14 protein-coding genes are annotated in these 14,185 nt (G+C 39.6%); 10 read left to right on the top strand and 4 right to left on the bottom strand.

The features are described from left to right. Positions 1-23: 23 nt before the first annotated feature. Positions 24-362 carry a histidine triad nucleotide-binding protein gene (locus tag ACQV1I_RS14015; protein ID WP_094700021.1) on the bottom strand — a complete coding sequence of 113 codons (339 nt, stop codon included), beginning with the start codon at positions 360-362 and terminating at the stop codon, positions 24-26. A gap of 306 nt (positions 363-668) precedes the next feature. Here ACQV1I_RS14015 and ACQV1I_RS14010 point away from each other — a divergent pair, with 306 nt between their 5' ends. The 3 genes from ACQV1I_RS14010 to ACQV1I_RS14000 all read left to right on the top strand — a co-directional run bounded on the left by ACQV1I_RS14010 (position 669) and on the right by ACQV1I_RS14000 (position 3,423). Then, positions 669-1,934, top strand: a complete 1,266-nt coding sequence (locus ACQV1I_RS14010; RefSeq protein ID WP_116333955.1) for a Glu/Leu/Phe/Val family dehydrogenase — start codon at positions 669-671, stop codon at positions 1,932-1,934. Between the two features lie 279 nt (positions 1,935-2,213). Continuing rightward, a complete protein-coding gene (locus ACQV1I_RS14005; RefSeq protein WP_116333954.1) occupies positions 2,214-3,077 on the top strand; it encodes a D-alanyl-D-alanine carboxypeptidase family protein in 864 nt (287 codons plus the stop codon). A gap of 112 nt (positions 3,078-3,189) precedes the next feature. Beyond that, the gene (locus ACQV1I_RS14000; protein ID WP_094700024.1) at positions 3,190-3,423 is read left to right on the top strand and encodes a hypothetical protein; all 234 of its coding nucleotides are present in this window, start codon (positions 3,190-3,192) and stop codon (positions 3,421-3,423) included. Positions 3,424-3,545: 122 nt separating this feature from the next. Here ACQV1I_RS14000 and ACQV1I_RS13995 read toward each other — a convergent pair whose 3' ends face one another. Continuing rightward, positions 3,546-4,427 carry a LysR family transcriptional regulator gene (locus ACQV1I_RS13995; protein ID WP_116333953.1) on the bottom strand — a complete coding sequence of 294 codons (882 nt, stop codon included), beginning with the start codon at positions 4,425-4,427 and terminating at the stop codon, positions 3,546-3,548. Between the two features lie 108 nt (positions 4,428-4,535). Here ACQV1I_RS13995 and ACQV1I_RS13990 point away from each other — a divergent pair, with 108 nt between their 5' ends. Beyond that, on the top strand, positions 4,536-5,804 hold the full coding sequence (locus ACQV1I_RS13990) for an APC family permease (RefSeq protein ID WP_201747407.1): 1,269 nt from the start codon (positions 4,536-4,538) through the stop codon (positions 5,802-5,804). 111 nt (positions 5,805-5,915) lie between these two features. Here the strand turns inward: ACQV1I_RS13990 and ACQV1I_RS13985 are convergent, their stop codons facing one another. Further along, entirely contained in the window at positions 5,916-6,797 is an 882-nt protein-coding gene (locus ACQV1I_RS13985) for a YitT family protein (RefSeq protein ID WP_094700026.1), read from the bottom strand. A 234-nt stretch (positions 6,798-7,031) separates the two neighbouring features. Here ACQV1I_RS13985 and ACQV1I_RS13980 point away from each other — a divergent pair, with 234 nt between their 5' ends. The 6 genes from ACQV1I_RS13980 (at position 7,032) to ACQV1I_RS13955 (ending at position 13,144) form a co-directional block, all read left to right on the top strand. Then, the gene (locus tag ACQV1I_RS13980) at positions 7,032-7,511 is read left to right on the top strand and encodes a MerR family transcriptional regulator (protein WP_313506344.1); all 480 of its coding nucleotides are present in this window, start codon (positions 7,032-7,034) and stop codon (positions 7,509-7,511) included. Positions 7,512-7,570: 59 nt separating this feature from the next. After that, positions 7,571-8,899: a hemolysin family protein gene (locus ACQV1I_RS13975; protein WP_116333952.1), complete on the top strand. Its 1,329-nt coding sequence runs from the start codon at positions 7,571-7,573 to the stop codon at positions 8,897-8,899. A 380-nt stretch (positions 8,900-9,279) separates the two neighbouring features. Then, positions 9,280-10,662, top strand: a complete 1,383-nt coding sequence (locus ACQV1I_RS13970) for a glycine--tRNA ligase (RefSeq protein WP_116333951.1) — start codon at positions 9,280-9,282, stop codon at positions 10,660-10,662. 408 nt (positions 10,663-11,070) lie between these two features. Beyond that, a complete protein-coding gene (locus ACQV1I_RS13965) occupies positions 11,071-11,400 on the top strand; it encodes an antibiotic biosynthesis monooxygenase family protein (protein WP_094700030.1) in 330 nt (109 codons plus the stop codon). Positions 11,401-11,635: 235 nt separating this feature from the next. Next, complete coding sequence (gene ytvI / locus ACQV1I_RS13960; RefSeq protein WP_438769405.1) at positions 11,636-12,691, top strand: sporulation integral membrane protein YtvI; 1,056 nt, start codon at positions 11,636-11,638, stop codon at positions 12,689-12,691. A 222-nt stretch (positions 12,692-12,913) separates the two neighbouring features. Continuing rightward, positions 12,914-13,144, top strand: a complete 231-nt coding sequence (locus ACQV1I_RS13955) for a hypothetical protein (protein ID WP_018669901.1) — start codon at positions 12,914-12,916, stop codon at positions 13,142-13,144. 167 nt (positions 13,145-13,311) lie between these two features. Here ACQV1I_RS13955 and ACQV1I_RS13950 read toward each other — a convergent pair whose 3' ends face one another. Further along, positions 13,312-13,932, bottom strand: a complete 621-nt coding sequence (locus tag ACQV1I_RS13950; RefSeq protein ID WP_094700032.1) for a pyridoxamine 5'-phosphate oxidase family protein — start codon at positions 13,930-13,932, stop codon at positions 13,312-13,314. Positions 13,933-14,185 lie beyond the last annotated feature (253 nt).

Raw genomic sequence — 14,185 nt, 5'->3', positions numbered from 1 at the left:
TTATTTATATGTCAAGGATTAGCTTACATATTCCATTCCAATTGTCTGCCGCCGATAATGTGATAATGTAAGTGGAAGACGGTTTGCTGACCATGTTTTCCGGTATTTGTTACCACGCGGAATCCGTTTTCTTCTAAACCAGCTTCCTTTGCTACCTTTTGAATCGCCAAGTGGAGGCTACCAATTCGTTCTTTATCTGATTCATCCAATCCCATAACGGAGGAAATATGTTTTTTGGGAATTACCAGGATATGTACAGGTGCAATGGGATTTATATCGTGAAACGCGTAGACATCATCATCCTCATAGACTTTTTTGGAAGGAATTTCTCCTTGAATAATTTTACAAAATAAGCAATCCATATAAAAATCTCCTCTCATTGATTAATATTCTTCCTCTTATTGTAGTAAAATTCTAATCAATTTACTAGTTTACTTACCCAATCGGCTCATTATTTTCTGGGAAAGCGCAAAAAGAGACAAAAAACCACTCGTATGTATACAAATAGCAAAATCCAACATACTAAAAAATGAAGGAAATTGTTACAAGAGTGCGAAAGTTATCAGTAAAATCAAAAAACACAAGGCATTTTATATTTCATTTTTTGTAATATTCCTTTACAATGTTAGAAATCCTTTATCATAGTAGAGAAAGAGAGTGGGGGAACCATGGCACAACAAGCGACAAAAATGACGGAAAACTTAAATCCGTACGAAATTGTTCAAAAGCAAATTGAGAATGCTGCGAAATTGCTTGATCTTCCTCGAGCAGCGGTAGAGATTTTGAAAAAGCCCAAACGTGTTGTCAGTGTATCTTTTCCAGTGAAGATGGATGATGGAACTGTTCGTGTATTTGATGGATATCGTTCGCAACATAATGATGCTATTGGTCCAACTAAGGGTGGAATTCGCTTCCATCCACAAGTAACTCTTGATGAAGTTAAGGCTCTTTCTATGTGGATGTCATTTAAATGCGGTGTGGTGCATTTACCGTATGGTGGTGGTAAAGGTGGGGTCATTTGTGATCCACGAACGATGAGTCAAGGAGAATTAGAGCGTGTCAGCAGAGGATTCATGGAGGCTATTCACGATGTAGTTGGACCCGAAAAAGATATTCCAGCACCTGATGTCTACACGAATGCGCAGGTAATGGGATGGATGATGGATACCTATAGCCGTCTAAAAGGTGCGGTTACGCCGGGGGTTATTACGGGAAAACCACTAATTCTTGGCGGGTCAAAGGGTAGGAATGAGGCTACAGCACGTGGCTGTGTGTATACGATTCTAGAAGCTTTACAAGAAAAGGGCATGTCCCCTACCGATGCAACAGTAGCCATTCAAGGCTTCGGCAATGCTGGGCAAATCGCAGCTAGACTTTTGCATGAAATAGGCGCTAAAGTAGTAGCTGTTAGTGATTCAAAAACAGCTATCTATGCAAAAGCAGGGTTGCATATACCTGATGTCATTACAGCAAAGGAAGCGGGGTCCTTAGGTAATGTAGCTGGGGCTAGCCTCATTGCACATGATGAACTGTTAGAAGTTGAAGTGGATATTTTGATTCCTGCTGCTTTGGAAAATGTGATTACTTCAGCTAATGTAGATCGAATTAAAGCGAAAATTATTGCAGAAGCTGCAAACGGTCCAACAACACCAGCAGCAGATGAGGTCTTGCAACAAAAGGGGGTCCTGGTCATTCCAGATATTTTAGCCAACGCAGGTGGAGTGACGGTTTCTTACTTTGAATGGGTGCAAAACCTCATGAACTTTTACTGGTCAGAATCAGAAGTAAATGACAAATTAAAAGACGTAATGGTACGTTCTTATCAGGAAGTAAGTCAGATTGCTAAACAATATCAAACAGACAGAAGAACAGCTGCTTTTATGATCTCTTTACTTCGCATCACAGAGGGAATGAAAGCGAGGGGCTGGATATAATTCCTTGCTAACACGATCGATTTTTCTTATGATAACTGTATGATATGTTATTCCCCGCCGGAAACTATACCCGGCGGGTTTTGCTGTTCCCCCACGTTCCTGTAGGTGCTTTTATAGTATGTTGATCAGGTTGGTCAGCGTGTTCAATTCAGTCGCCTTTTTTAAGTAATAAGGAAACCCTTTCCTTATTAGGATCGTCACTTACGTTGTACAAATTTTTTTCCGCATGAAGCAGTTGAACAGACCTTGTGATTGGAAAGAGGAGGAAAAAAGGAAATTATGAAAAGCGTACGCACTATTTCAGCTACAGCTATACTTATCGCACTATCTGCTTCATTGGTTGCTGGGTGTCAGGAAACATCGAATAAGACGCCATCTACAGGCTCGGAGAATGCTCAAACCACTGAGACTAAGGGGACGCAATCTGGTCAACCAACAGAGCCAGCAACAGACAGTAAGGAACGTACCGGAAATGAGCCTACAGGTGCATCTTCAGGAAATACTTCAGCACCGGCTACCTCGACGGAAGGCACAACAGACAAGTCGGGAAGTAAATTACAAGCAGTGACTCCAGAGAGCATAGAGGTACTTGTTAATAAACAGTATAAGTTACCTGATAGCTATAAACCTCAGGATCTTGTCTATCCAGATGTTCCTTTTTTGTTTAAAGAAAAAATTGAAAAGCGTATGATGCGCAATGAAGCAGCAGATGCTCTACAACAAATGTTTGCTGGCGCTAAGCAGGAAGGCATAATGTTGGCGGGGGTATCCGCCTATCGTTCTCATACTACACAAACAAATTTATTTAATCGTTATGTGAAAAAAGATGGAGAGGAAGCGGCCAAAAAGTACAGCGCAGAACCAGGACACAGTGAGCATGAAACAGGACTTGCCATTGATGTTTCGGGAAGTACAGGGAAATGTGCAGCAGAGGACTGTTTTGATGGTACTCCTGAAGCTGTTTGGTTAGCTGATCATGCGCACGAATATGGATTTATTATTCGCTATCCAAAAGGGAAAGAAGCCATTACGGGCTATCAATATGAACCATGGCATCTGCGTTATGTTGGTAAAGAAGCAGCTAGTGAGATTCATGATAAGGGTATAACACTTGAAGAATATTCAAATGCTCCTACAGCATAAAACTCTTCCATGGAATAATTTTTTTGAATTTCGTTGGTAAAGATGTGACCCTTTTGGATTGTAAATCGTCTTAGTAGATAGGGGATTTTCCTCTACGTAAGGAGTGGGTTACATGAGTATGAAATTACAATCGCTCACAGCTAGCTTTTTAACAGCGAGCATGCTGTCAATAAGTCCTGTTTGGGCAGAAGAGATGACAAGTAGTATGCAAACCAAAAGCAAAGAAGTTGTGACCATACAAACACCTGAGAAAACACATTCAGAAATACAAAAGAAGATAAAACAACCAAAAAATGCTTCCATAAAAAAATCTGTCCATGGAGACATTCAATCGAATAATAGGTGATTTGTATTCAAAGGAACCAAAAAGGAGCGTGTGCTTAGAGAAGGCACACACTCCTTTTTTTGATTGAAGATAAAAGTATTTGTTCTTGTTATGATTCTCAGAAGGCAAGTAACGACCAGTGGTTATTTTTTTTCTTCTAATAAATCTAAAAAATGCTGGAAAGCTTTAGAAACTCGCTTTTTACGATGATATACAATTTGACGGAATACCCTGATATCTGGATGTGTAAAAGGAAGAATGGCGAGCTTTCCCTGTCTTACCTCCTCAATAACTGCAAGTTTTGGCAATATCGAGACCCCTAAACCATACGAAACACATTGCTTGATAGCCTCTAAACTGCCAAATTCGTACGAAAGCTCCGTTTTGACCCCATTCTGTTGAATTACTCTTTCTAACATATCACGATAACTACAGCCTTCTTCGGTCACAATCAAAGTTTCGCCTTCGAGATCATGAACGCTCATTTGTTCGAGGGAAGCTAGTGGATGATCCGGATTGCCAATTAAGACAAGCTGTTCTTCTGTTAATACATGACAAATCAAATCAGGATCATTGTGTTGTCTGTCCATGATGATTGCAATATCAAAGGTGCCATTTTTAACACCTTGGACTAAATCACGACAAATTCCCGGTTGTAGAAAAAGCTTGATACGTGGATGTTTCCGGCGAAGTGCTTGTAGATGAGGAGGTAAGTAAAATGCTGCTAATGATTCGACTGTACCTATAGTAAGCAACCCAGTTAACTGAGTTTGCTCGGATAAATTTTCTTTCACCTCATCTAAAAGAGCCAAAATCTGTGAAGAATAATGCAACAACTCTTCACCACTATCGGTTAATCTAATTTTCCGACCATAGCGTTCAAATAAACTGGTCTTAAATTCTTCTTCCAGACGCTGGATTTGAGTTGTTACACTTGATTGGGCGTAGCCTAGTATTTCTGCGGCTCGTGTAAAGCTTTGCTGTCTTGCCACTTCGCGAAAGGTTCGAAGATAATATATGTCCATGTTTTCCCTTCCTATCAAAATTATCGATTGAATTTATCAAATATTATAGATAACACCGATGGGAAAGTATATGGTAAAGTGAGGTCAACTTATTCCAGGAGGACTATTATGACAACGCAAAGTGTAGCAGCTCAAACCTTAAAGAAAACGTTGAACCTGCCTCAAATTGTAGCTTTATACATAGGAGCAGTACTTGGATCAGGAATTCTGTTAATTCCCGGAATAGCTGCTGAAATGGCTGGACCTGCGTCTTTATTGTCTTGGATTACCATGTCATTTGTAATGATACCGATGGCGATTACTATGGGACTCTTATCTGCCATTCATCCCAGCGCGGGGGGTGTTTCCCATTTTGTTAGACTCGTTTATGGTAATCGTTTTGGCAATTTAGTTGGTTGGTTCTTTTTATTGTCAGTTCCCATTGGTGCACCGATCCTGGCAGTAACAGGTGCTACCTATGTAACCACACTGTTAGGCTGGGAGCATAGCAGTGTGTATCTAATGGCGACCATGATAATTGCTGTTGTTGTGGGCATGAGCTTTTTGGGAATGCAGGTGACAGGGCGCTTGCAGACGATTGTGGTTTCCTTTATTTTGGCCATTTTGGTATTGGCCATTGCTTCTGCCGTACCACATGCAAAGCTAGAGGCCTTTACACCATTTGTTCCACATGGTTGGCTTTCGATTTTTCAATCTGCTAGCTTATTGTTCTGGTGTTTTATTGGCTGGGAGGCAGTAACTCACTTGTCAGAGGAGTTCGTTGATCCAAAGAAAAATGCCATTAAAGGAGTCATGATTAGTTCAGGTCTAGTAGCCCTTCTATATGTAGGTGTAGCGATCATGACGATTGCTACCTCTAGCTATGGTGGAAGTACCAAAGCTTCACTTAGTACGATGGTACAGCTAACTTTTGGTCAAGCGGGGGGCTGGGTGGTTGCTATTACGGCTCTGTTTATCTGTTTAGCTACTGCAAATGCTTACGTAAATGCAGCCGCGCGAATTGCTTTTTCGTTAGCGAAAGAAAAAAGTGCTCCTGCCTGGATGGGTACCTTACACTCAAGAACACAAGCTCCTTTGGGAGGACTTCTTTTTCTTAGTGGTGGTTTTGTACTAACGTTACTGTTACTTGCAGGTGGAGCTATCTCACTAGAGAAGCTGATTCAGGTACCAAATGCTACTTTTATGGCTACATATCTAGGCGGGTGTCTTGCCGGAATCAAGCTTTTGCGTGAAAATAAATGGGGGTATATCTCTGCATGGATTTCTCTTGTGGTCACCCTGTGTTTATATCCTTTCCTTGGTTGGGGTGGATTGTACCCCATATGTATTTTTCTACTGGTACTTATATTTGATAAAAAGAAGTGTAAACCTATATAGGATGCAGGATCTGAAAAAGGAACTCCCTTTGCAAACAAAAAGACCCACGAATGTCAGTGCTTCGTGGGTCTGCTATAGTATGTACCTATAGATCTTATGAAGAGAAGGGTGTTACCAGGTCTCTTTAAAGTTACCTACAATACGTTTAATTGGTGCCACAGTAATAAAAGCTTCTGGATCAGTAGCAAGTACTATCTTTTTTGTTTCCGACCATTGGTGTTTTACAATAACGCACATTAGTACCTGTTTGTCTTGATGTGTATAGGCACCACTCGCATTCCAAATGGTCACGCCACGTCGAACGACTGATTTTGTGATCGCTTCGGCTACCTCATCCCCTTTTTTGGAAATAATAGTAACTGTAATCCGATCGATATGATTCAGAACCAAATCAACTGTACGAGCTCCAATGTACATAGAGATGATTGTATACATCCCTAGCTCTGGATTACCAAAATAGGACGACGCTATCACGATTAGGGCATTAATACACAGTCCAAAAACGCCCATCGGAATTTGAAAATACTTAACAGCGATTCTGCCTAAGATGTCTGTTCCACCAGTTGAGCCACCCACGCGTAGTATAAAGCCTGTTCCCATACTAGCAATTAACCCACCAAAAACAGCACCCAATAAGATATTGTGGGTCCATAGTTGCTTTTGTGGAATCACATTGAGAAAGATTGAGATACAAACAACTGCGTAAATGGTATAGCAAATAAATTTCTTGCCAATTTTAAGATAACCGAGAATCAATAAAGGAATGTTTAGTACAAAATATAAAGTACCAACACTCATCCCTGTGAGTCGATAAAGAAGGGTACAGATTCCAGTTAAACCACCGGGTAAAAGCTGATGGGCGGCAATTAGCGTATTAGCTCCAAAGGCAAACACTGCGCAACCGATTAGAATGCCTAATAGATCACGACAAACACAACAAACTGGATGGTAAAAAAAGCGTTTTGTTTTCTCAGGAATGTCAGCAGTACTCATGTCGTTTCGTCTCGTTCTCCATTATTTTTTCTAGTTTGTAATACTCGTATGATTTTACCTAAAGCTATGCCAAGATTCAATAACAATTAAGAGTTTGAAAAAGGCAATGATATGAATTTTTATACGAGAGCCAGCGTGACAGAGAGCAACAATGTCTGTCAGGTTGGTAAAGTTCGCATATAGGCTAAAAATGCTCCTTTTTCTCCAAATTCGACAACCATCACGTTTGACTGTATGCTTATTGATATGACATCATTAGTAGCAGAAAGGGGGGAAAGTGATGGGGCAGTGTATCGTATAGGAGAATTGGCTGTTTTGGCAAACATTTCAAAGCGAACTGTGGATTACTACACCAATTTAGGTCTCTTGCAACCGAAGCGGTCTTCTTCCAATTATCGTTATTATGATGAGTATGACTTAGAAATTTTGCAGATGATTGAGCAATGTAAGTCATTACACATGCCGCTCTGTGAAATAAAGGAATTGGTAAAGAATAAACGGGAAGCACCCAATGCAGAACAACTGATGGGATTGACAAGAGATGTTAATCAACGTATGCAACAGCTCGAACAAGAAATGAGTTTGCTGACAAGCCAGATTAATTCTCTGTCGGAAGAGGAGCAACATGAGATTCGACAAAAACTGTCGGTACAAGGAACCACGCTTTTACACTCTTTGTTACTACTTTTGCCTTACAAGCAGGAAAAAAATTAGAGAGAGAACGACTCGATGGAGGTGAACACCTTAATTCAGCGATGGATTAAGGTAACTGGTTGGAGATATTTAATTTAGTCATGGTATTCATTTTGATTGCCTTTACTGGATTTTTCGTGGCGGTAGAATTTGCGATAGTCAAGATTCGTACGAGTCGCATTGATCAATTGGTTGCGGAAAAGAAACCAGGTGCATTAGCAGCAAAGAAGGTAATTACCAACTTGGATGAGTATTTGTCCGCATGCCAGTTGGGAATAACGATTACAGCAATGGGTTTGGGATGGCTAGGTGAACCTACTGTACATCATATGTTACAGCCCCTTTTCGAAAGAATGAATATTTCGGGAGGAGTAGCCAATACCCTTTCTTTTATTATTGCGTTTGGAACCATGACATATTTGCATGTGGTAGTAGGAGAATTAGCTCCTAAGACTTTTGCTATTCAAAAAGCAGAGCGAGTAACTCTGTTATTTTCAAAACCATTAATTTATTTTTATAAAGTGATGTATCCATTCATCTGGGTTTTGAATGGTTCCGCGCGCTTTCTTACCGGGGTATTTGGTTTAAAACCAGCCTCTGAACATGAAATGGCTCACACAGAAGAAGAGCTACGACTGATCTTATCAGAAAGTTACCATAGCGGTGAAATCAATCAAACCGAATTTAAATATGTGAATAAAATATTTGAATTCGATAACCGGATTGCGAAAGAAATCATGGTACCGCGCACAGAAATGGTAGGTCTCTATCTGGATGACCCGATAAAAGAACATATCAAAACTTTAAAATCTGAACAATATACTCGTTACCCTGTTTTTGGCGAGGATAAGGATGATGTAGTCGGGATTGTAAACGTTAAAGACTTCTTCATTCATAGCTTGGGTGAGAGTGAGCTACAGATTACGAGTTTGAAAGAGTTTACTCGTCCTGTCCTAAAAGTAATAGAGACTATGGCCATCCATGACCTCTTAGTGCAAATGCAAAAAAAACGTATTCAAATGGCTATTTTGTATGATGAATATGGGGGCACTGCTGGATTGGTCACTTTGGAAGATATCATTGAAGAAATAATCGGTGAAGTCCGTGATGAATATGACGAAGATGAACGCCCTCGCATTCAAGAAATAGGGATAAATCATAAAATTATTGATGGGAAAGTGCTGATAAGCGAAGTAAATGAGATGTTTGATCTGTATATGGATGATGAAGATGTAGATACCATCGCAGGCTGGATGCTTATGCAAAATCCTGATTTACGAAAAAATGTCCCGATTATATACGAGGGCTACGAGTTCCGTATTTTAGAAAAGGATGTTAATCACATTAAACGTGTGGAGATTAAGCCTGTTGCCGAGCCAGAAACAGAAGCATCGGTTGATAAGGAATAATCCACATGTAATCACAACGAGTAAAGTATAAGATGCTAGAAGGCATTTCTGGATTAGCTTATTCGGAAATGCCTTCTAATCATTATCCTAAAAATATGGACAAAGATTATCAGGGATTCTGTTAACTCTCAATTGAATTTTGGGCGTAAACCATGTAACATGTAATACATGGTTTACAATACCTAAGAGTTTATGTAGGCTAAACTACTGGTGCTTTATCTTACAGGGTAAGCGCAAAGCGAGCAGGTCATACATACACATTGGTAAACGGCATGATTACGCTGTTGACTGTTAAGTGAAGCATAAGCTCTCATCCCGTACTTTTTAGAAAGGGGCGAGAGCTTTTCAATACTTATTTGGATAAAAAGGAGTTTTAGAGAATGAGTGTAACCATGGACAAAATCGTCGCTCTTGCCAAACACAGAGGATTTGTATTTCCAGGATCTGAAATTTATGGGGGTCTTGCTAATACGTGGGATTACGGTCCGCTTGGTATCGAGTTAAAGAACAACATTAAAAAGGCTTGGTGGAAAAAATTCATTCAAGAATCTCCGTACAATGTTGGAATTGACGCGGCGATCTTGATGAATCCGAAAACATGGGTTGCATCTGGTCATGTGGGCAATTTCAACGACCCAATGATCGATTGTAAAAAATGTAAGGCACGTCATCGAGCAGATAAACTGATTGAAGATAAACTCGCAGAAAAGAACATCGAGCTAGTTGTTGATGGTCTACCTTTTGAAAAAATGCAAGAGCTTATTTCAGAACACAGCATTGTGTGCCCAGATTGTGGTAGCCAGGATTTCACAGATATCCGTCAGTTCAACCTGATGTTTAAAACATTCCAAGGTGTAACGGAATCTAGTACGAATGAAATCTTTCTACGTCCAGAAACGGCACAAGGTATCTTTGTAAACTTTAAAAATGTCCAACGTACTATGCGTAAGAAGATGCCATTTGGTATTGGACAGATCGGCAAAAGCTTCCGTAATGAGATCACACCAGGTAACTTTACGTTCCGTACACGTGAATTCGAACAGATGGAGCTTGAATTCTTCTGCCAACCTGGCGAGGATATGAAATGGTTCGAGTTCTGGCGCAACTACTGCTTCCAATGGTTGTTGACATTGGGAGTAAAAGAAGAGAACGTTCGCCTTCGCGATCATAATGAAGATGAATTATCTCATTACAGCAAAGGCACTAGCGATATTGAATATAAATTCCCGTTTGGTTGGGGAGAGCTTTGGGGTATTGCAAACCGCACGGATTTCGATCTGAAGCAGCATATGGAGCATTCTGGGGAAGATTTCTCTTACCTTGATCCTGAGACAAATGAACGTTATGTACCTTATTGCATCGAGCCATCTCTTGGTGCAGATCGTGTAACGCTATCATTCTTGATCGATGCGTATGAGGAGCAGGAGCTTGAAGGTGGAGATAGCCGTACCGTTTTACGTTTCCACCCAGCGCTAGCACCTTATAAAGCAGCTATTTTCCCATTATCCAAAAAGCTGTCTGAACCAGCTATGAAAGTGTTTGCGGACTTGTCCAAGGATTTTGTGGTAGATTATGATGAATCCGGCTCTATTGGTAAACGTTATCGCCGTCATGACGAGATCGGAACACCGCTTTGCATTACGTACGATTTTGAGTCCGAGCAGGATGGCATGGTAACGGTACGTGATCGTGATACAATGGAACAAACACGTGTAGCGATTGCAGATTTGAAAGCCTTCATTGAAGCTAAAATTTCTTTTTAAGCATGTACAATTTGCTACAAGCATAGCTCGATAAATTACCTTACTGGTTTGATCCTATTTCGTAAATATAATAATTCTTTCATCAAATATTTTGGTGTTACAAAAAGCCGTTCTTTATCCAGCTTGGAGAGGGCGGTTTTTTTGTAGGGAAGAATGTTTCAGAGAGAACCAGTATCAAGCTTTACTAGAGCATCGGAAGTATCTAAAAAACGTAATTGGTAAACGTTAGCTTGTGTACGTGTAGCATATATGGTTTGGTAAGAATCTGGACCATAAATACTTGATTTACAATTTGCAAGATTCAACAATTGACTATGATAATCTTTATCAACTAAAATGAAGAAAGAATGATACTAAATAGCAAGTAATGGTTGTTACGAACGATACATATAAAGGGAGTGTAAGTTCATGTTCATCGAAACAAAAACGATTATCGTAAAAGAAGGTACCTCAGACTTGGTCGTTAAGCATTTTACTGGTGAAGGCGACATTGAGAAGATTGAGGGCTTTATCGATTTGAGCGTGTTAGTAAAACGCACTCGTAAAGGCCATGATGAAGAAGTCATTGTGTTAATTCGTTGGGAATCAGAAGAAGCCTGGAAAAGATGGGAGACAAGTGAAGCGCATCTGGAAGGTCACCGACAAAGCCGTGGCAAACCAAAGCCAGATCATATCGTAAGTTCAACCCATGGCGTGTATGATGTAAAGTCTAGTAAATCTGCTATCGTACAGTCATAATGAGAGAAATGCTGTAAAAATGACGCTGGTATAGCGTCTTTTTTCATGTTGTTCTTCCTCCTAAAACAGATCTAAACGTATTATTTAAGGAAAATTTTAGCATAAATTAAGCGTGTCTTAAGGTATAGCTCTATAAACTTATAAGCAGGTATGTTACCATACAAGTAGATAAAAGGATAGATTTCCTATTGTTAAAATGGGAATAGAGAGAAGAGAGGAGCCTTTCATACTACCTATGAACTTCATAAATAAAAAGAGAATAATAAAATGGGGGAGCATCTTACTTACTGTTCTTTTCCTTCTTTTTATTATTCCAGTGTCCACTCCTTTGTTACTTGCCTTGCTGACGGCGATCGTATTAGAACCCTTGATTGGTCTTATGCAAGAGCGATTCAAGCTGAGGCGGAATCCTTCTGTGTTGATTGTATTTTTTTTCTTTGTTCTAGTTATCGCTTTAAGTGGATACCTTATGATAACAAAAGCGACCACACAATTCTTGCAGGTAGTTGAGAATATTCCGCATTATATTGATCTGGGTTCCGCGCTTTGGCAAGAGGTGCTGGATCAAATTTGCGCTTTTTCCGTAGGTCTACCAAATGCATTAGTTGAAGAGGTCGCCAAACAGATTAGTGTATTAGTAGGGACAATAAAATCAGGGCTGTTATCCTATGTTAATGCAGATACAATTAAACATATTGTAACAAAAGTACCTGCTTTTTTCGTTAATTTTCTTGTTTATTTAATCGCCCTATTCTTTATCATGGCTGATTTAGATAAGCTCAAAGCTTCGTTTTATGCAAAATTAACGGAGCAAACCGAACAAAGGGTCAAATTTATTTTTCATAAAATAGCGTCATTTTTTACTGGCTTTTTTAAAGCACAATTCTTGGTAAGCTTAGTTATTTTTGCTGTTACGTTCGTTGGATTGCTCATTATTCAGCCAAAAATAGCATTGTTTATGGCGCTTGTCATATGGATTATTGACGTAATTCCGATAATAGGGTCTATTGTGATTATGGCGCCATGGTCGATTTTTTATTATGTTACCGGTGATTCTGTCATGGGAACCAAGCTGTTATTTCTAGGGATCGTCCTGTTAATTATCCGACGAACAGTCGAACCTAAAGTGATGGGCAAACATATGGGCTTGTCTCCTATTGCTACCTTAGCCTCTCTATTTATTGGTATTCAGCTATTTGGTGGGGTGGGTTTACTCGTAGGTCCTTTATTAGTGATCACTTATAAGGCAATGAGAGAGTCTAGTATGCTCCAAATAGATTTTAAGCTATAGCTGAGTTAACCAGTAAACAAAATAATGTAAATGGGTGATCTACCTTTTTTCGAGTAAAGAATAGTTGCTTACTAGGTATTAGAAGAGAACTTTATACGTACGGCAGAATATAATGAAATTGTGATGATTTTTCTATTAGTTTTCCATATTATTTCTTTATTTTTCTAGTAGAATAAAAAACAGCGAGGAAGAGATTACAAAACCATGGAAGGAGAGAAGAGCATGTCTTATGAAATTTCATATTTTACTGGACCTGTTTTATTATCGATGGCTATGATCGGCTTCTGGTTCTCTACGGTTTTGGTACGGAAAGATCTTCGCACACAAACCGTTGAGGCAAGTATCCAAGACGTAAGTGAACATCATAAATTATTGAAAAAAATGGATGATGCCACCTATAAAGATGTTACACAAAAATTGCAAATGAAAGCTAAGAAAAAACAGAAGCAATAGTAGCAGGGACATAGGAATACCGAAAGAGCATGTGAATTGGACAATGTATTACAAAAAAGTGAAAAAGTAAGCCTCCCATAGGGCTGTCGGATACAATTCCGGCAGCCCTATTACATTATGAAAGGATTTTAGAAGGAACTAGAGCTCTTTTTACCTGAAATCATGATTTAATATAAACGCTTGGTGTAGCTATCATGTAATAGGTTTGCTACATCCTCCGCGGAAAATTTAGCATGCTCGGCCAACATTACTGCTGGTTTGGGAAGGCTTTCCTTTGGTAGCCAGCTAGTTGGTTGCCAGAGGCCAGAACGTTTAAACGCTTTAGCGCAATGTACAAAACATTCGTTCACTTCTACAGCAATTCCCAGTTGAGGCACGCGGCCTTGCACTTGCATTGGTTCGAGAAGCTCTTGATCTGTAATGACCCGTGCTTTTCCGTTAATACGTAATGTTTCTTCAAGTCCTGGAATGATGAAAAGTAAACCTACATATGGATTGGATATAATATTTCGTAGAGAGTCTACTCGACGGTTGCCAGGGCGTTCAGGTATGAGAAGATGATGGTCATCTAGTACATGAACAAATCCCGGATGGTCTCCACGAGGAGATGCGTCACAAAGGCCTTCTTTGTTGCTTGTAGATAAGACTAAAAAAGGTGCCTTCGCTAAGAAGGAGCGACAATGCGCATCTAAGAATGGAATAACCTTGTTACTGGCTAGAGGGCTTGGTGTACCAGTCAGTGTAAGCAGTTCTTCTTCAGATTGGATAGTGTGTTGAAAGGGCTTCATCTAATCCAACTACCTTTCATAAAAAGATATGTTATATTATTGTAATGTTCTATAAAATACAGGACAGAGTTCATCATATCATATTTTGAATATTTTGTTTTGGTTACCTTTTTTTCTTGGACAAGATGAAAACAACATGTAGCAGTAAAGCTAGAGAAAGAGAGTGAGTAACTGTGTATTCCATTAGCCAAGTGGCGAAAATGGTAGGAATTCCTACTGTTACCCTTCGTGCATAGGAAAAAGGTACTGATCT

The sequence above is a fragment of the Brevibacillus sp. JB24b genome (assembly GCF_051713385.1).
GTDB classification, from domain to species: Bacteria; Bacillota; Bacilli; order Brevibacillales; family Brevibacillaceae; genus Brevibacillus_B; species Brevibacillus_B laterosporus.
The sequence above is the reverse complement of the archived record's forward strand: the minus strand, read 5'-3'. Positions and strand labels throughout refer to the sequence as shown.